19 protein-coding genes are annotated in these 17,487 nt (G+C 69.0%); 13 read left to right on the top strand and 6 right to left on the bottom strand.

What is annotated here, in order from left to right; all coding sequences use genetic code 11:
- Window positions 1–40 precede the first annotated feature (40 nt).
- The gene (locus LC452_RS04290) at window positions 41–628 is read right to left on the bottom strand and encodes a hypothetical protein (RefSeq protein WP_223622789.1); all 588 of its coding nucleotides are present in this window, start codon (window positions 626–628) and stop codon (window positions 41–43) included.
- 120 nt (window positions 629–748) lie between these two features.
- Here LC452_RS04290 and LC452_RS04285 point away from each other — a divergent pair, with 120 nt between their 5' ends.
- Together LC452_RS04285 and LC452_RS04280 are read left to right on the top strand one after the other, a co-directional pair.
- The gene (locus LC452_RS04285) at window positions 749–1,963 is read left to right on the top strand and encodes a glycosyltransferase (RefSeq protein ID WP_223622788.1); all 1,215 of its coding nucleotides are present in this window, start codon (window positions 749–751) and stop codon (window positions 1,961–1,963) included.
- A gap of 15 nt (window positions 1,964–1,978) precedes the next feature.
- Complete coding sequence (locus LC452_RS04280; protein ID WP_223622787.1) at window positions 1,979–3,202, top strand: glycosyltransferase; 1,224 nt, start codon at window positions 1,979–1,981, stop codon at window positions 3,200–3,202.
- Between the two features lie 16 nt (window positions 3,203–3,218).
- On the opposite strand, the gene LC452_RS04275 is transcribed toward LC452_RS04280, so the two are convergent.
- Together LC452_RS04275 and LC452_RS04270 are read right to left on the bottom strand one after the other, a co-directional pair.
- A complete protein-coding gene (locus LC452_RS04275) occupies window positions 3,219–3,812 on the bottom strand; it encodes a hypothetical protein (RefSeq protein WP_223622786.1) in 594 nt (197 codons plus the stop codon).
- Between the two features lie 32 nt (window positions 3,813–3,844).
- Window positions 3,845–4,006 carry a hypothetical protein gene (locus tag LC452_RS04270; protein ID WP_223622785.1) on the bottom strand — a complete coding sequence of 54 codons (162 nt, stop codon included), beginning with the start codon at window positions 4,004–4,006 and terminating at the stop codon, window positions 3,845–3,847.
- 86 nt (window positions 4,007–4,092) lie between these two features.
- On the opposite strand from LC452_RS04270, the gene LC452_RS04265 reads away from it, so the two are divergent.
- The 6 genes from LC452_RS04265 (at window position 4,093) to xdhC (ending at window position 12,095) form a co-directional block, all read left to right on the top strand.
- Window positions 4,093–5,064, top strand: a complete 972-nt coding sequence (locus LC452_RS04265; RefSeq protein WP_223622784.1) for a GlxA family transcriptional regulator — start codon at window positions 4,093–4,095, stop codon at window positions 5,062–5,064.
- A gap of 221 nt (window positions 5,065–5,285) precedes the next feature.
- On the top strand, window positions 5,286–5,798 hold the full coding sequence (locus LC452_RS04260; RefSeq protein WP_223622783.1) for a nucleoside deaminase: 513 nt from the start codon (window positions 5,286–5,288) through the stop codon (window positions 5,796–5,798).
- 23 nt (window positions 5,799–5,821) lie between these two features.
- Entirely contained in the window at window positions 5,822–7,336 is a 1,515-nt protein-coding gene (locus LC452_RS04255) for an NCS2 family permease (protein ID WP_223622782.1), read from the top strand.
- A gap of 35 nt (window positions 7,337–7,371) precedes the next feature.
- On the top strand, window positions 7,372–8,874 hold the full coding sequence (locus LC452_RS04250; RefSeq protein WP_223622781.1) for a xanthine dehydrogenase small subunit: 1,503 nt from the start codon (window positions 7,372–7,374) through the stop codon (window positions 8,872–8,874).
- On the top strand, window positions 8,871–11,243 hold the full coding sequence (gene xdhB, locus LC452_RS04245) for a xanthine dehydrogenase molybdopterin binding subunit (RefSeq protein ID WP_223622780.1): 2,373 nt from the start codon (window positions 8,871–8,873) through the stop codon (window positions 11,241–11,243). The genes LC452_RS04250 and xdhB overlap by 4 nt, the downstream gene beginning before the upstream one ends.
- Window positions 11,244–11,255: 12 nt before the next feature.
- Window positions 11,256–12,095 (top strand): xanthine dehydrogenase accessory protein XdhC, encoded by an 840-nt coding sequence (xdhC, locus tag LC452_RS04240; protein ID WP_223622779.1) that lies wholly within the window; start codon window positions 11,256–11,258, stop codon window positions 12,093–12,095.
- 194 nt (window positions 12,096–12,289) lie between these two features.
- Here the strand turns inward: xdhC and LC452_RS04235 are convergent, their stop codons facing one another.
- The 3 genes from LC452_RS04235 to LC452_RS04225 all read right to left on the bottom strand — a co-directional run bounded on the left by LC452_RS04235 (window position 12,290) and on the right by LC452_RS04225 (window position 13,714).
- A complete protein-coding gene (locus LC452_RS04235; protein WP_223622778.1) occupies window positions 12,290–12,484 on the bottom strand; it encodes a hypothetical protein in 195 nt (64 codons plus the stop codon).
- Window positions 12,485–12,743: 259 nt separating this feature from the next.
- Window positions 12,744–12,905 carry a hypothetical protein gene (locus LC452_RS04230; RefSeq protein ID WP_223622777.1) on the bottom strand — a complete coding sequence of 54 codons (162 nt, stop codon included), beginning with the start codon at window positions 12,903–12,905 and terminating at the stop codon, window positions 12,744–12,746.
- A gap of 110 nt (window positions 12,906–13,015) precedes the next feature.
- Entirely contained in the window at window positions 13,016–13,714 is a 699-nt protein-coding gene (locus tag LC452_RS04225; RefSeq protein ID WP_223622776.1) for an NRDE family protein, read from the bottom strand.
- A gap of 55 nt (window positions 13,715–13,769) precedes the next feature.
- On the opposite strand from LC452_RS04225, the gene coaBC reads away from it, so the two are divergent.
- The 5 genes from coaBC (at window position 13,770) to pucL (ending at window position 17,375) form a co-directional block, all read left to right on the top strand.
- Window positions 13,770–14,984, top strand: coding sequence for a bifunctional phosphopantothenoylcysteine decarboxylase/phosphopantothenate--cysteine ligase CoaBC (gene coaBC, locus LC452_RS04220; RefSeq protein ID WP_223622775.1), 1,215 nt, complete (start codon window positions 13,770–13,772; stop codon window positions 14,982–14,984).
- A 34-nt stretch (window positions 14,985–15,018) separates the two neighbouring features.
- A complete protein-coding gene (gene bcp / locus LC452_RS04215) occupies window positions 15,019–15,486 on the top strand; it encodes a thioredoxin-dependent thiol peroxidase (protein WP_223622774.1) in 468 nt (155 codons plus the stop codon).
- Between the two features lie 146 nt (window positions 15,487–15,632).
- Window positions 15,633–16,136 (top strand): 2-oxo-4-hydroxy-4-carboxy-5-ureidoimidazoline decarboxylase, encoded by a 504-nt coding sequence (gene uraD / locus LC452_RS04210; protein WP_223622773.1) that lies wholly within the window; start codon window positions 15,633–15,635, stop codon window positions 16,134–16,136.
- Window positions 16,133–16,474 carry a hydroxyisourate hydrolase gene (gene uraH / locus LC452_RS04205; protein WP_223622772.1) on the top strand — a complete coding sequence of 114 codons (342 nt, stop codon included), beginning with the start codon at window positions 16,133–16,135 and terminating at the stop codon, window positions 16,472–16,474. The genes uraD and uraH overlap by 4 nt, the downstream gene beginning before the upstream one ends.
- A 7-nt stretch (window positions 16,475–16,481) precedes the next feature.
- Entirely contained in the window at window positions 16,482–17,375 is an 894-nt protein-coding gene (gene pucL / locus LC452_RS04200) for a factor-independent urate hydroxylase (RefSeq protein WP_223622771.1), read from the top strand.
- The last annotated feature ends 112 nt before the right edge of the window (window positions 17,376–17,487 follow it).

Genomic DNA, 17,487 nt, shown 5'->3' with positions numbered 1-17,487 from the left:
CCGCGGCGATCAGGAAGAGCCGGGCGGCGCCGAGCATCTCTCAGGCCGGGTCGAGCCTCAGCACCTCGGGCGACTCGCCGCCCTCGAGGTCGTCGGCGATGCGGATGCTGCGCGCCAGATGGTCGAGCGCCCCGGTCAGCGTGCCGAAGCGCTCGCGGTCGCTGCACACCGCGGTCAGGGTGACGAGGTGTGTGCCGGTGTCCCACGTGTAGGTCGCGAACGGCGGGGTCGCCTCCGAGGGGGGCAGCGGGACGAGCAGCTTCTCGCCCACGCCGAGGCGCGTCGGGAACGACTGCGTGTCGTCGTACTCCATCGGCATCGACGCCCGTGCGATGCGCACCTCGGGTGTCAGCGTCTGGGCCGTGGCCATGGCGACGATGAGCTCGGGCTCCGCCTTCCACGTCCACACCAGCACCCGGCCGTCTGCCCGCTTCATCAGCATCGGCGCCGCCTGGCTCATGGCCCAGGCGCCGAAGCGGGATCCCGGACGCTCGGTCGCCCCCGCTGCCGCGTTGACCTGCCCCAGCAGCATCCGGATCGCCGCCTTGCGGTGGCGCCGACCGCGCCAGCCGAGCGAGTCCGTCACGGGAATCCACAGCCGGGGATCGGCGTCGGCAGTCAGTCGCATGGCCCCACGTTAACGGGTGACCCTGAGGGATGCCGGTACGCCTCAGCGACGCGATCAGGCCCCTCGGGTAGAGTGGCCACCGCCCGCTGGGCTCCCTTGGCCACCGTCCCGTAAGGCACAATGACCTCCTCTCCCTCCGATCCCACGAACGCCGCCGAGACCCCGCCCCGTCCGCTGAAGATCCTGATCGGGAGCGACACCTTCGCTCCCGACATCAACGGTGCTGCCCGATTCGCCGAGCGGCTCGCCGCAGGACTCGTGCAGCGCGGCCACGACGTGCACGTCTCGGTGCCGAACCAGGCGTATCGTCGGTCGGCGCCGCACACCGAGGTCATCGAGGGTGAGCCGATGACGATGCACCGCCTGCCGTCGCTGCGCTGGTACCCGCACGACTGGCTGCGATTCGTGTGGCCGTGGCGTTCGAAGCACTACGCACGCATCGTGCTCGACCGCGTGCAGCCCGACGTCGTGCACATCCAGTCGCACGTCATCATCGGTCGCGGTCTGGCGCGGATCGCGCACCAGCGCGGCATTCCCGTCATCGCCACCAACCACCTGATGGCCGACAACATCCTCGACCACACGACGATGCCGAAGTTCATCGACGACCTGGTGGTGAAGCTCGCCTGGGCCGACGCCGAGCGCACCTTCGCCCTGACCCGCGCGATCACGACGCCCACGCGTCGCGCCGCCGACTTCCTCGAGAAGACGATCGATGTGAAGGGCGTCATCCCGGTCAGCTGCGGCATCGACCGCACGCAGTACACCCCGGTGATCGCCCCGCGCGACAAGAACCGGATGGTCTTCGTCGGGCGCCTCACCGCCGAGAAGCAGGTGCAGGTGATCCTGCAGGCGATGACGAAGCTCGATCCCGCGCTGGAGACGACCTTCGACATCGTGGGCGGCGGCGATCAGCGCAAGCAGCTGGAGAATCTCGCCGCACAGCTCGGACTCCGGGACCGCGTCACCTTCCACGGGCGCACCACCGACGAGGAACTGCGTGCACTGCTGTCGCGCGCCAGCGTGTTCGTGATCGCCTCGATCGCCGAACTGCAGTCGATCGCGACCATGGAGGCGATGGCATCCGCTCTGCCGATCGTCGCCGCGGATGCCGTCGCGCTCCCGCATCTCGTGCACGACGGTGAGAACGGCTACCTGTTCGAACCGGGCAACGTCGACGAGCTGGCCGCACGCCTCACCGACGTGCTCACCGCGTCGCCCGCGGAGTACGAGCGGATGCAGCGGGCCTCACTCGACGGCGTCGCGATCCACGACATCAACCGCACCCTCGACACCTTCGAGGCGCTCTACCGCGACGAGCCGCTGCCCGAGTAGGCAGGGCGTCCCGTCATGCACATCGTCTTCTTCGGCGATCAGCACCTCGACTCGCTCGGCGGGGCCCAGGTGTCGATGCGGCTGCAGCGCGAGTTCCTGGAGCGCGCCGGGCACACCGTGACGGTCGTCGCGCCGAAGATGCACGGTCCCCGCGCGGCGGTACCCACGTCGGCGTACGTCGATCTGCCCTCGATGCCCATCACCCTCGACCGCGAGTACTCGATGACCTGGCCGGGGCGGGCCACCGACCGGTTCCTCGATCGGGCGATGACCCGGCGACCGCCCGTCGACCTCGTGCACGTGCAGGCCGACTTCTGGGGTGCCTTCATCGGCCACCGGTTCGCGCAGCGTCACGGGCTCCCGGTCGTGCACACCATGCACAACCGGGTCGACGTGGGCATCGCGGCGGTCACTCCGCTGCACCGCCCGGTGCTCGCCTTCCTCAACGTCTGGCGGCATCGAGCTCTGCGCGGCGTCGGGGATGCGGTCGCCGGCAGAGACGGCTGGGCGTTCCTCCGCGGACTCGCCGCCGGGGCCTCCGCCGTGACGGCACCTTCGACGCACTTCGCGCGACGTCTCGAGCAGCACGGGGTGTTCGAGCCGGTGGACGTCGTCTGGAACGGCATCGACGACGACCTCCGCGATGCGACGATCGCCGCGGCGCCGGCCGAGCGCGAGCCGGGACGCCCGCGTTTCGTGTGGCTGGGAAGGATGAGTCCCGAGAAGCGGCTGCTGCCCTTCCTCGAGGCGTTCGTGGCCTCGGGAGCGGATGCCGAACTGGAGATCATCGGCGGCGGCGGGCAGCGAGCGGCCGCGGAGAGGATCGTCGCAGGGCGCGACGGCGTGCGCTTCGCCGGCCGCCTCACCTACGCGCAGACGCTCGCGCGCATCGCGGCGGCGGATGCGCTCGTGCAGACGTCGATCGGCTTCGAGACCCAGGGGATGACGCCCTTCGAGGCGGCGACCCTCGGCACCCCGTCCGTCATCTGCGACCCCGACATCGCCGCCGAGCTCGGCGGCGGACTGTGGGCGGTTCCGGATGCCGATGCCACCGCGCACGGACGCGAGCAGGAGGCGCAGCGCACAGCGGCGCTGGCCGAGACACTGCGGCGCGCAGCATCCGACATCGCCGCCGGCACGGCGCCCACGCCCGTGCCCGAGGTCGCCGAGGCCTTCCGACAGTCGTCGCGCACTGCGGCGATGATCCGGGTCTACGAGCGGGTGCTGGCCGCGCGTTGAGTGCCGATCCGTTCGCTCAGAAGAAGTAGTAGAAGAGCGAAGAGATCCACGCGAGCACGACGCTGATCAGCTGCACGCCGCCGACGCCGATCGCGATGCCGGCGAGGACCTGCCCGCCGGATCGCCGGACCGCGATCAGGCCGAGCACGAGAGCGGCCGCACTGCCGAGGAAGACGATCACTCCGAACAGGGTGGTGAAGATGCCGAAGTTGCCGGCGTCGTAGCTGAACGAGGCGAGGACGAAGGGCTGCAGCAGGATCTGCAGGGCGCCGACGCCGGCCGCGACGAGAGCGATGATGAACGCCGTGCGAGCCAGCGGGTTTCCCGACCGGGGTGCCGAGGGACGCTGCTGACCGTATGCGGCTTGCTGACCGTAGGGCGGCTGCGGCGCGGTCTGGTACTGCTGCTGCGGAGCCTGCTGCTGCGGCGGAGCCTGCTGCTGCGGCGCCTGGTACTGCGGGCTCTGGGGCGGCTGGGGAGCGGCCGGCTGTTGGGGCGCTCCCGCCGGATACTGCGGCGCCGCGGGGAGGAGCGGCGCGGGCGGAGCGGGAGGGAAGGCCGGATTCGGCTGCGCGGACGGCGGGACAGGGGGCTGCTGCGGCTCGCTCATGAGATCGAGCGTAGCCCCGGCTCGCGGCGTTGTCAGCGGTAGACGTGCCCGGATTCGGCGTGCTGCTGCGCGTCGCGGCCGGCGACGCGGCTCCAGTCGGTGGGGGTGGGGTGGAAACCGTCGCGGCGCAGTTCGATCACGGTGCCGACCACGGCCCAGGCGATGAGGGCGAGGAGAACGATGAGGAGTACCATGGCAGAAACGCTACGCTCGACTGATAACGGACACGAGTGGCAGATGAGACGTGTAGCGTAGGAAAACTGCCAAACAGGGAGAGCTGATGAAGACGGTCGCGTGCGTGATCCAGGACGGGTTCGCCCCCTTCGAGTTCGGAGTGGCGTGCGAGGCGTTCGGCCTCGACCGTTCTGAGGACGGAGTGCCCAACTTCGACTTCCGCATCGTCGCGCCCGTCGCCGGTGTCGTGCAGTCGAAGATCGGCTTCTCGGTCAACGTCGAGCACGACCTCTCCTTCGCGTACGAGGCTGACCTCGTGGTGTTCTGCCCCGTCCCGCGCGCGTACTGGGGGCAGATCGATCCGCTCCTGCTCGACGTCGCCCGCCATGCGGTCGACCGCGGCGCCTGGGTGATGAGCGTCTGCAGCGGGTCGTTCATCCTCGCCGCCGCGGGCGTGCTCGACGGGCGTCGGGCGACCACGCATTGGATGTATTCGCACGTGATGGCCGAGATGTACCCGCAGATCGACATCGACCCCGATGTGCTGTTCGTGCAGGACGGCAAGATCATCACCAGCGCGGGGACGGCCGCCGGCATCGATGCCTGCCTGCACCTGCTTCGTCAGGAGGTCGGCGCCGAGCTCACCAACCGCATCGCCCGGCGGATGGTCGTGCCGCCGCAGCGAGACGGAGGCCAGGCGCAGTTCATCGATCGTCCGATCCCCGTCGTGCCGAGCGATTCGCTGGCCGCCGTCGCCGACTGGGCCGTCGAGCACCTGCGCGATGAGCTCGGCGTGGATCAGCTCGCGGCCAAGGCCCTGATGTCGCCGCGCACGTTCGCCCGGCGGTTCAAGGCCGAGTACGGGGCGACGCCGGCGGCCTGGCTCGCGCGGCAGCGCATCATCCATGCGCAGCGGATGCTGGAGCGCACCGATCTGCCCCTCGAGCACATCGCCGACGAGTGCGGCTTCGGTTCGGCCGCCGTGCTTCGGCAGAACTTCGCGCGGGTGCTCGGCGTCACTCCGACGTCCTACCGTGCGCGCTTCTCCTGCGCCGATGAGGAGGCTCCGGCCGCCTGAACGCCCTCCTTTCCTCTTTCGCATGGTGGAAGAGAGATTCCGAAAGGGTGGACGGATGGCGAATCCGGTGTTACAGTCGTTCCCAGCCCGCACCTCAACAGGGGTCTCCGGGCAGGAAGCAGCACAACCTAGCGGTTCGACGTATATCTCGCGGAACGGCCTGATCAAGGCCTGACCAGATAAGCCGTATCACTGCGACGACAGCAAGGAAGCTCTCCGTCATGACCAGCACCGCTATGCCCGAAACCGGTCTGCGTTCGACTCCGGCCGAGTATCTCGCCCGCGCAGTCGCGATCGCGACCGACAATGTCCGCAACCAGGGTGGCCCGTTCGGCGCCATCGTCGTCACGGCCGACGGCCGCGTCTTCGAAGGCGTGAACCGCGTCACCGCGAACCTCGACCCGTCGGCGCACGCCGAGGTAACCGCCATCCGCGCCGCCTGCCAGGGTCTCGGCACCTTCGACCTCACCGGCGCCGTGCTCTACAGCAGCTGCGAGCCGTGCCCGATGTGCCTCGCGACCTCGCTGTGGGCTCGCATCGACCGCGTCTACTTCGCCGCCGATCGCGACGACGCCGCGGATGCCGGATTCGACGACGCCGTGTTCTACCGGTACTTCGAAGGCGGTGAAGAGGACAGGGCGATCATGCCGGTCGCGCAGGAGCCTCTGCCGCCCACCGCTCGCATCGCTCCGTTCACGGAGTGGAGCACCACGTCCACTCGAGTCGACTACTGACCCGACGACGACTGGAGCCGAAGATGTCTTCATCAGTTTTCCTTCCCGACGAGTCCGAGACCGGAGCCACCCCCGCGGTGGTGCACCCTCCGCTGCCCACCGGCGCGACCACCACGGTCGATGCCGAACCTCGTAACGCGCTCGACCGCTTCTTCGAGATCACCCGACGCGGTTCGACGTTCGGTCGTGAGATCCGAGGCGGGATCGTCACGTTCGTGACGATGGCCTACATCGTCATCCTCAACCCGCTCATCCTCGGCGGCGTCGACGACGTCACCGGGAACGCCCTGCAGGCGGCGCAGATCGGGGCGGCCACCGGCCTCACCGCCGGCGTCATGACCATCCTGTTCGGTCTGATCGCGCGGCTGCCGTTCGCGCTCGCCGCCGGCCTCGGCATCAACTCCTTCCTCGCCGTGTCGGTCGTCGGTCAGGTCACCTGGCCCGAGGCGATGGGACTCGTCGTGATCAACGGCATCCTCATCGTGCTGTTCGGCGCCACCGGCATCCGATCGGCGATCTTCAACGCGGTGCCCGCGCCGCTGAAGGCGGCGATCACCGTCGGCATCGGGCTCTTCATCGCCTTCATCGGCTTCGTCGACTCCGGCTTCGTCACCCGCACTCCGGGCGGACCGCCCGTGCAGCTCGGCGACGGCGGATCGATCACCTCGGTCCCGACCCTGATCTTCCTGCTCGGTCTGCTCGTCATCGGCGTGCTCGTCGCCCGCAGGGTTCCGGGCGGCATCCTGATCGGCATCGTCGCGTCGACCGTCGTGGCGATCATTGCGCAGGCGTTCCTGAAGCTCGGGCCGAGCTTCGAGGACCCGAACGGGTGGCACATGACCATCCCCGAGATCCCGGCGTCCTTCGTCACGATCCCGGACTTCGGGCTCATCGGACAGTTCGACCTGTTCGGATCGTTCAGCCGGGTCGGCGCCCTCGCGGCCACGATGCTCGTGTTCACGCTCGTGTTCTCGAACTTCTTCGACGCGATGGGCACGATGACCGGCCTCGCGAAGAACGCCGGACTCGCCTACAAGGACGGCACCTTCCCGCGCCTCCGCTCGGCCTTCGTCGTCGAGGGCCTCGGTGCCGTCGCCGGCGGTGCCACGTCGACCTCGTCGAACACGGTGTTCGTCGACAGTGCCTCCGGGATCGGCGAGGGTGCCCGCACCGGACTCGCCTCGGTGGTGGTCGGTCTGCTCTTCCTGCTCTCGATGTTCTTCACGCCGCTCACGCTCGTGGTGCCGATCGAGGTCGGATCCGCAGCCCTGGTCGTCGTCGGCGCGATGATGATGGCGCAGATCAAGGAGATCAAGTTCACGAACTTCGCCGTGGCGCTCCCTGCGTTCCTCACCATCGTGACGATGCCGCTCACCTACTCGATCGCGAACGGCATCGGCGTGGGCTTCATCGCCTGGGCCCTGGTGAACGCGCTCTCCGGCCGGGCACGCAAGGTGCACTGGCTCATGTGGATCGTCGCCGTCGGCTTCGCGCTGTACTTCGTGCGCGGCCCGATCGAGGTGCTGCTCGCCGGCTGAGCGGCAGCACCACAGCTGTACTGAGGAGTTCGACCATGAACGAGATCGCCGTCACCGACATCGCCGTCAACGTCAACGGGCGGGTCCGCCCGCTCGACGGCACCGCCGCCCACACCACCGCCCTCGACTGGCTGCGTGACACCGGACTGTCGGGGAGCAAGGAGGGGTGCGCGGAGGGCGAGTGCGGGGCGTGCGCGATGCTGCTCGCGACGCCGACTCCGGATGGCGGCACGGAGTGGACTCCGGTCAACGCCTGTCTCGTGCCGGTCTATGCGCTCAACGGTCAGGAGATCGTGACCGCCGAGGGTCTCGGCTCGCCGGACGCCCTGCATCCGGTCCAGGAGAAGCTCGCCGAGGCCGGCGGGTCGCAGTGCGGCTACTGCACCCCCGGCTTCGCGTGCAGCATGGCGGGGGAGTACTACCGCTCCGCCCGCACTCCCGCCGAGACCACCCCGGACGAAGGGGGCACCGGTCACGACGACGGCATCCCCTCGCACGATGCGGAGCACGGCCCTAACGGGTTCGACCTCCACGCGCTCAGCGGCAACCTCTGCCGCTGCACGGGGTACCGCCCGATCCGCGACGCCGCCTACACGCTGGGCGTCCCGGAGGAGGACGATCCGCTGCAGCAGCGGCTCTCGGCTCCGGCCCCGGTCGCCGTTCCGACGGATGCCGAGGTCGGCGGCTCGCGCTTCCTCCGCCCGGCATCCCTCGCCGAGGCTCTGCGCCTGCTCCGCGATGAGCCGGATGCGCTCCTCGTGGCGGGCTCCACCGACTGGGGCGTCGAGGTGAACATCCGCGGACGCCGGGCACCTCTGGTGATCGCGATCGAGCAGCTCGACGAGCTGCGGACGCTCCGGGTCGACGACGACGTCATCGAGATCGGCGCGGCGCTGCCGCTCTCCGAGGTCGAGAAGCGTCTGGGCGACACGGTGCCGCTGCTCGCGAAGCTGTTCCCGCAGTTCGCGTCGCGTCTGATCCGCAACCGCGCCACGTTCGGGGGCAACCTCGGCACCGGCTCGCCGATCGGCGACACTCCGCCGGCGCTGCTCGCTCTCGGCACCCGGCTCGTCCTGGCATCCGCCGAGGGGGAGAGGGAGGTCGAGCTGTCGGAGTACTTCACCGGCTACCGGCAGACCGTGCGGCGTCCCGACGAGCTGATCCGTGCGGTGCGCATCCCGCGACCGCTCGCTGCGGTGACCGCCTTCCAGAAGATCGCCAAGCGGCGCTTCGACGACATCTCCAGTGTCGCGATCGCCTTCGCGCTCGACATCGAGGACGGGATCGTCACGGCGGCGCGGATCGGGCTCGGCGGCGTCGCCGCCACTCCGCTGCGCGCGACGGCGACCGAGTCGGCGCTGATCGGCCGCCCGTGGAACATCGCCACCGTGCGCGCCGCGTCGGAGGTGCTCGGGGCGGAAGGCACCCCGATGTCGGACCACCGCGCGAGCGCGGGCTACCGTTCGCTCATGCTCAACACCGCGCTGCTCAAGCTGTACAGCACCACGGTCATCAGTTCGAAGGAGGTGTCGGCATGAGTGCTCTCGCCGACCGACCGGCCAACCCGATCGTGGGACACCGGGCCGCGCACGAGAGTGCTGCCCTCCACGTCACCGGTGCGGCCATGTACACCGACGACCTCGCCGCCCACACCGCCGGCGTCCTGACGGCGTGGCCCGTGCAGTCGACGAACGCGCACGCGAAGGTCACCGTCGATGTCTCCGGCGCCTACGAGGTGCCCGGCGTCGTCCGCGTGCTCACCGCCGACGATGTGCCCGGCATCAACGACGCCGGCATCAAGCACGACGAGCCGCTCTTCCCCAGCGAGGCGATGTTCTACGGGCACGCCCTCGTCTGGGTGCTCGGCGAGACGCAGGAGGCCGCGCGCCTCGGCGCCGAGCGCGTGAAGGTCGAGTACGAGCCGCTGCCGTCGCTCATCACCGTGCAGGACGCGATCGACGCGGAGTCCTATCAGGGCATCGCCCGCACCGTGCAGCGCGGCGACGCGGCATCCGCCCTCGCCTCCGCCGCGCACGTCTTCGAAGGCGTCACCGAGTTCGGCGGCCAGGAGCACTTCTACCTCGAGACCCACGCGTCGCTCGCGATCCGGGACTCCGAGGGGCAGTACTTCGTGCAGTGCTCGACGCAGCATCCGTCCGAGACGCAGGAGATCATCGCGCACGTGCTCGGCATCACGTCGAGCGAGGTGACGGTGCAGTCGCTGCGCATGGGCGGCGCCTTCGGTGGCAAGGAGATGCAGCCGCACGGCCTCGCGGCGATCGCCGCGCTCGGCGCGAAGCTGACCGGTCGTCCGGTGCGTCTGCGTCTGAACCGCACGCAGGACATCACGATGACGGGGAAGCGGCATCCGTTCCACATCTCGTGGAAGGTCGGCTTCGACGCCGACGGCATGCTGCAGGGACTGGATGCGGTGCTCACCTGCGACGGCGGATGGAGCCTCGACCTGTCGGAGCCGGTGCTCGGCCGTGCGCTGTGCCACCTCGACAACGCCTACTGGATCCCGAACGTGCACGCCTACGGTCGCATCGCGAAGACCAACAAGGCGTCGAACACCGCGTTCCGCGGATTCGGCGGACCGCAGGGCGTGTTCCTGATCGAGGACATCCTCGGCCGCGTCGCTCCGGCGCTCGGCATCGATCCACTCGAGCTCCGCGAGAAGAACTTCTACCAGGCGGGTCACACGACTCCCTACGGCCAGCTCGTGAAGGATGCGCCGCGCATGGGCGCGATCTGGAGCGAGCTGCGCGATGAGGCCGAGGTCGACGAGCGGCGTGCGGAGATCGCCGCGTTCAACGCGAACAGCCCGCACATCAAGCGCGCTCTGGCGCTCACGCCGATCAAGTTCGGGATCTCGTTCAACTTCGCCGCCTTCAACCAGGCCGGTGCCCTCGTGCACGTCTACAAGGACGGCTCGGTGCTGATCAACCACGGCGGTACCGAGATGGGCCAGGGTCTGCACACGAAGATGATGCAGGTCGCGGCCACCGCCCTCGGGCTGGAGCTGCACCAGGTGCGGCTGGCGCCCACCCGTACCGACAAGGTGCCCAACACCTCCGCCACGGCGGCGTCGTCGGGCACCGACCTGAACGGCGGCGCGGTGAAGAACGCGTGCGAGCAGATCCGTGGGCGGATGGCCGCCGTCGCCGGTCGCCTGCTGAACGCCGACGAGCGCGATGTCGTCTTCGAGGGCGGGTACATCACGGCCTTCGGCAACACCTCCCAGCGGCTCAGCTTCGCCGAGGTGGCGAACGCCGCGTACCTCCAGCGCGTGCAGCTCTTCGCCGCCGGGTACTACCGCACCGAGGGTCTGCACTGGAACCCGGAGATCATGCAGGGCTCCCCGTTCAAGTACTTCTCGTACGGCGCCGCCGCGACCGAGGTCGAGGTCGACGAGTTCACCGGGCTGTACTCCGTGCGCCGGGTCGACATCATCCACGACGTGGGCGACTCGCTGTCGCCGATGCTCGACATCGGCCAGATCGAGGGCGCCTACGTGCAGGGCGTCGGCTGGCTGACCCTGGAGGAACTGCGCTGGGACGAGAGCGACGGACCGAACCGTGGTCGGCTGCAGACGCAGTCGGCATCCACCTACAAGCTCCCGAGCTTCTCGGAGATGCCGGAGCAGTTCCACGTGCGCCTGTTCGAGAACGCCCGCGAAGACGGTGCCGTGTACGGATCGAAGGCCGTCGGCGAGCCGCCGTTCATGCTGGCGTTCAGCGCACGCGAGGCGCTCCGCCAGGCCGTCGGCGAGTTCGGACCGGTGGGACACATGGTCGAGCTGCGGTCGCCGGCGACGCCGGAAGCGGTCTTCTGGGCCGTCCGCAGCGCGCAGCAGGCATCGGAGGCCGTCGGAGTCCCCGAGCCGGAACTCCTCGCCTCGATCTGACCGGGACGCGATATGGACTGGGTCGATGCGCTGCAGGCGTTGCGCGCCTCGCGCACGCCCGCGGTGATCGTGACGCTCGCGCTGGTGCGCGGTCATGCGCCGCGCAACGGCGGGGCGAAGATGGTGGTGTCTCCCGACGCGGTGTTCGGCACCGTCGGAGGCGGCAACCTCGAGGCCACGGCCGTCGAACGCGCCAGGGCGATGCTCCGCGCGGGAACGGCGGAGCCCGAGCTGCTGGTGCTCACGCTGAGCGACAAGGCCGTCACGGAGTACGGCGTGCAGTGCTGCGGAGGAGAGGTCACGATCATGCTCGAACCGGTGCGGGTGATCCCGAGCATCGCGATCTTCGGGATGGGGCACGTGGGGCTCGAGCTGGCGCGCATCCTCGCGCGGCACGAGGTCGACCTCCACCTGATCGACTCACGGCCGGAGATGCTCGCGGTGGAGAGGGTCGGGGTGCCCGGCGAGTCCGGAGTCTTCGCCGACAGCGTCGCGAGAATCCATGTGACGCTCGCACCGGTGCCCGAGTCGGCGCTCGCCGGCTTGCCGCACGGCTCGCACGTCCTGGTGATGACCCATGATCACGTCGAAGACCTGGCGATCGTGGACATGTCGTTGCGGTCGGACGACGTGGCCTCGATCGGCCTCATCGGCTCGTCATCGAAATGGTCCCGCTTCCGGAAGAAGCTCGACGAGCTCGGCCACGGCGAGGACGACCTCGCGCGCGTCATCACGCCGATCGGCGTCCCCGAGGTGCCGGGCAAACAGCCCGCGGTGATCGCCGTCAGCGTCGCGGCGCGGATGCTGCAGATGATCGACGAGGCGGCGCTGGAAGAGGGCGCGGGTTCCTGAAGTCGGACGAGTACCGTCACCGTCCTCATCAACGGCGTCGCCTGAACCCGGACCGAATCCGTGGCTGACCTGACGGCGGGATAAGAACGACGCTCTCTTCCTGTGCCTGCCGGATACGACTATCGAAACCTAGTCTTGGCAGACGTTTCCGGCGGGTTTGTCTTTCGTCATCTGCTCAGACGCGGCGCCGATGATCATGGCTTCAGTGTCTTCGCGTATAGGGATGCGACGACGACTTCCTGCCGGTAGGGCAGGGTGGTCGGGGTTAGTAGTACAGAGCGCCCGCTCTCAGCTGCATACTTCTCCTGGAACTCGTACGCATCATGTTCAACATCGAAGACCCCAATGAACCCCGGCTCGTCTTCCAAGTACACGATCCACACCATCATGTGTGGAAGGTATCACTGTCCCGCTCGATCATCGAGATCGACTATTCCCCTTCGTCCAGGGCGATCCAGGCGCGCTCTCAGGTTCGCTCGTGAGCGTGCCTAGGCAGCAATCCCGACCGATTGTCACACTCATCTCGACGGGCGTCCATCGCCTCGTCAACTGAGACGTTTGAGGCCCGCGGAACATCGGCCGGCACCGTGCGGATGTGGCGCGGCTAGAGCATGAGAATCGATCCTCGAACCCAGGAAGCCGGATCGCTCAGGACGCCTTGGGGAAGAGGATGCGCAGAGCGCGCAGGTAGCTGTTGCCGCGCTCGCCCGGAGCGGGCATGGAGAAGTCCGGATCGATGTGGATGAGCGACGGCTCGGTCGCGACGCGTGTCGGTGCGGATACCTCGACGGCGTTCGGGGTCTTCGACATGGCGTCACCTCACTCGATCTCTTAGATTTCGTATTGTGGAACTAATGTTCTGCTTTACGAAAAGAGTACGACGATCATCGCGCTCCGTCAAGAGAGGGAGGTGGGCCGCGTCAGGACCAGTGGCCGGGGCGGGGGAGGCTACGGTCGTGCGCCTCGATGCCCGCCGGCGTGACGGACGCCGTGGCGTACAGCAGCGACTGCGTCGGGTAGCCGTGGGGGCGGTTGTCGCGGATGATCGCGCGGTCATCCTCCGGAGACAGGCGAGCGGATGCCGCGAGCAATCCGACCCAGGTGTCGACCCAGTCGGCGTCGGCCGCCGCGGGGCCGAGCGCCCGGAACTCCGGCAGCCAGGTCGAGATGCGCGGCGTGGACGGATCGTCGAGGTCGTCGTGCGCGATCATGTGCGTGCCGGGGTCGATCGGAGTCGTCACCAGCGTCGCGCCATCCCAGCTGAGTACGCGCGCGCCCTCGGGCCGCACCTCGAGCAGATTGAAGCCGTGCATCGGGAGGGGTGCGACCGGTGAACGTCCGATCACGGACTCCAGGGCGAGGGTGCCGCGCGAGACCGCGTGCTCGGGAGAGAGCCCGCCCACGTCCTCGCGGTTCAGCAGCACGGCGAGCCGCCGCTCCTCCGGGTTCGTCGCGAGCCAGGCGCCGCCCGCGCGACGATCACGGATGCCGATCACTCCGGGATACTGCTCGGGCCACCACGGACCCAGGGCATCCCAGTCCCGCTCCGGATCCTCATCGCGCACCGCCAGCAGCCGCGCGTTTCCGGCATCCGCCACATCGATCACGACCGTGCACACGGTGGCCAGTCTAGGTCGTGCCCCCGGGGCAGGGATGCTGGGGCAGAATCGGAGGGTGAACATCGTCGTGGCGGTAACCGGCGGCATCGCCGCGTACAAGACCGTGCACCTGGTGCGCCTGCTCGTGAAGGCCGGTCACGATGTGACGGTGGTGCCGACGGAAGACGCTCTGCGCTTCGTCGGCACGCCCACGTGGGAGGCCATCAGCCGGCATCCGGTGACGACGAGCGTGCACGACGACGTCGCGAAGGTGCGCCACGTCGCTCTCGGCCAGGCGGCCGAACTGGTGATCGTCGCACCCGCGACGGCGAACTCGATCGCCAAGATGACGGCGGGCCTCGCCGATGACCTGTTCGGCACCACGCTGCTCGCCACCGAGGCGCCCGTCCTCATCGCGCCCGCGATGCATGCCGAGATGTGGCGGCACCCGGCGACGCGGGCGAACATCGAGACCCTCCGCCACCGTGGCGTCCACGTCGTCGGACCGGCCGACGGTGAACTCGCGGGCGGCGACAGCGGGCCGGGGCGGATGTCGGAGCCGGACGAGATCTTCGCGGCGGCGCAGCAGCTGCTCGCTCCGCGCGACCTCGACGGACTCCGCGTCGTCGTGTCGGCGGGCGGTACCCGTGAGCCGATCGATCCGGTCCGCTTCCTCGGAAACCGCTCCAGCGGCCGGCAGGGGGCGGCGCTGGCCGCCGAGGCCGCCGCACGCGGGGCCGGCGTGGTGCTCGTCGCCGCCAACGTCTCGGGCGATGTGCTCGCCCTCGCGCAGCATCCGTCGATCCGCGTGGTGACCGCCGGTTCCGCCGCCGAGCTCGCCGTCGCGATGAGGGAAGCCGCCGACGAGGCCGATGTCGTGGTGATGGCGGCCGCGGTCGCCGACTATCGCCCGGTGGCGGTCTCCGATCGCAAGCTCACCAAGGAGGGCGGCGGCATCCCGCCGATCGAGCTCGTCGAGAACGAGGACATCGTGGCGTCGCTCGTGGCGGCGCGCACCCCGGGTCAGCTCGTCGTCGGCTTCGCCGCCGAGACGCCGCAGGACCAGGAGGAGCTGTTCGATCGCGCGCGCCGCAAGCAGCAGCGCAAGGGCGTCGACCTGCTCGTCGTCAACGAGGTGGGCTGGGAGCGCGGGTTCGAGAGCGGCGACAACGCCGTGCACATCCTCGGGCCGTCGGGCGTGATCGCGGGTGCTGCAACCGGGTCGAAGCGTGAAGTCTCGGCGGCGATCTGGGACGCCCTTCGCGATACACTCTCGGCATATAGAAAGTGACTTCCGCTATGCGGAATCAGCGAACGGAGAGATCATGACCGAACGACTCGCCATCGGCGACGCCGCCCCTGCCTTCCGTCTCCAGGACGCCGATGGCGCCGAGACCGCGCTCGACGACTACCGCGGCCGGAGCGTCGTCGTGTACTTCTACCCGAAGGCGGCGACCCCCGGCTGCACGACCGAGGCCTGCGACTTCCGCGACAACCTCTCGTCCCTTGCTGCGGCCGGCTACGCCGTGCTCGGCGTCTCGCCTGACGACGTCGCCGACATCCGCGCGTTCGCCGACGCCGAGGGGCTCACCTTCCCCCTCCTCGCTGACACGGATGCCGCCACCGCCCGCGCCTGGGGTGCCTGGGGCGAGAAGACCGTGGGCGACCGCACGTTCGAGGGCGTCATCCGCTCGACCTTCGTGCTGGATGCCGACGGCGTCGTGCAGCGTGCCGAGTACGGCGTCGACCCGACCGGGCACGTCGCTCGCCTTCGTGACGAACTCGGTGTATGAAGAGGGTTGACAACTCGTCGCGCAGTGCGCAGACTGGTTACGCATGCTGAAATAACAGTTCCGGCATACGGAAAGTAGCACCTTCCCTCGGGAAGAGAACCGTATAGTCTTACGCGCCGGATGCCAGCATGCGCTGAGGATCAAAGATGTTGCTCACGGAGTTCAACTCCCGCAGTCGCGACGACGCCATCGGCATCGTGAAGCCCGCATTGGACATTCCCCGCTGGTACGAGGCGATCGTCGACGGCCGGCCCTATGCGTCCGTCGAAGCGTTGACGGAAGCCGCGGCGAACGCCGCCGCCCCGCTCACCGCCGCCGAGCTCGACGCGGCTCTCGCGCACCACCCGCGCATCGGCGAGCGCGCCGAGGGTCAGAGCGCCGAGGCGGCGCTCGCCCGCAACGAGCAGTCCGGCGTCGACGCCACGGCCGCCGAGGCACTGGCCGCGGGCAACCGGGCGTACGAGGCCGCCTTCGACCGCGTCTTCCTCGTCCGCGCCGCCGGCCGGTCGGCGGACGACATCCTCGCCCTGCTGCAGGAGCGGCTCGGCAACACCCCCGAACAGGAACTGGCGGTGGTCGACCAGCAGCTGCGCGAGATCGCGGCGCTGCGCCTCGCCGGGGCCATCGAGACTGAAGGAGCACGCGCATGAGCGTCTCTCACGTGACCACCCACATCCTGGACACATCGATCGGGCGCCCTGCGCCCGGCGTCGCCGTCGTACTCGAGGCCCGAGACGGCGACGGATGGGTCGGGATCGGTACGGGCCTCACCGATGCCGACGGACGGGTGAAAGAACTCGGTCCCGAACGGCTGGAGAGCGGTGCCTACCGCCTCCGGTTCGACACGGCGGCCTACTTCGCCGGCATCGACACGGACACCTTCTTCCCGGAGGTGGTGTTGACCTTCCTGGTCGACAGCGAGCAGGGGCACTACCACGTGCCGTTGCTGCTCAGCCCGTTCGCCTATTCCACTTACCGAGGAAGCTGAGAAGAACATGACCGGAATCATCCTGGGCAAGAACCAGTACGGCAAGGCCGAGGTCCGCGTCGTGCGGGTCACGCGCGACACCGCCCGTCACGAGATCGAGGATCTCAACGTCACGTCGCAGCTGCGCGGCGACTTCGCCGACGCGCACTTCAACGGCGACAACGCCAACGTCGTCGCGACCGACACGCAGAAGAACACCGTGTACGCCTTCGCCAAGGACGGCATCGGCAGCCCGGAGGAGTACCTGCTGCGTCTCGGGCGTCACTTCACGGGCGAGTTCGACTGGGTGACCGGGGGCCGCTGGGAGGCGGACCAGTACACCTGGCAGCGCATCGACGTCGACGGCCAGGGCCACGACCACTCGTTCGTGCGCGGCGGCACCGAGACCCGCACGGGTCTCGTCGAGATCGACGGCGAGCAGACCACGGTCATCGCAGGGCTCACCGACCTGAAGGTCCTCAAGTCGACCGAGAGCGGCTTCGTCGGGTACCCGAAAGACCGGTACACGACTCTGAAGGAGACGACCGACCGCATCCTCGCGACGTCGGTCACCGCCAAGTGGCGGTACAACCGCACCGACATCGACTTCAACGAGGTGTTCGCCGATGTGCGGCGCCTCCTGCTCGAAGGTTTCGCGGCCAACTACTCCTACGCCCTGCAGAACACCCTGCACGACATGGCTGCCGCGGTTCTCGACGCGCACGACGAGATCGACGAGATCCGCTTCTCGACGCCGAACAGCCACCACTTCGTCGTCGACCTGTCGCCGTTCGGCCTGGAGAACCCGAACGAGGTGTTCTACGCGGCCGACCGTCCGTACGGCCTGATCGAGGCGTCGTTCCTCCGTGAAGGAGCGGATGCCGACCACCGCGTGTGGGACAGCGTGCCCGGCTTCTGCTGACTCGCACCTGATCCACCCGACCAGGGGTGAGCCCGTCTCCGACGCACCGGGCTCACCCCGATGTTCACCATGCCCACCAACCGCTACGCCCACCCCGAAGAGCGGGTCCGGA

The organism is Microbacterium sp. EST19A, assembly GCF_019969685.1.
Lineage (GTDB): Bacteria > Actinomycetota > Actinomycetes > Actinomycetales > Microbacteriaceae > Microbacterium.
The sequence above is the reverse complement of the archived record's forward strand: the minus strand, read 5'-3'. Positions and strand labels throughout refer to the sequence as shown.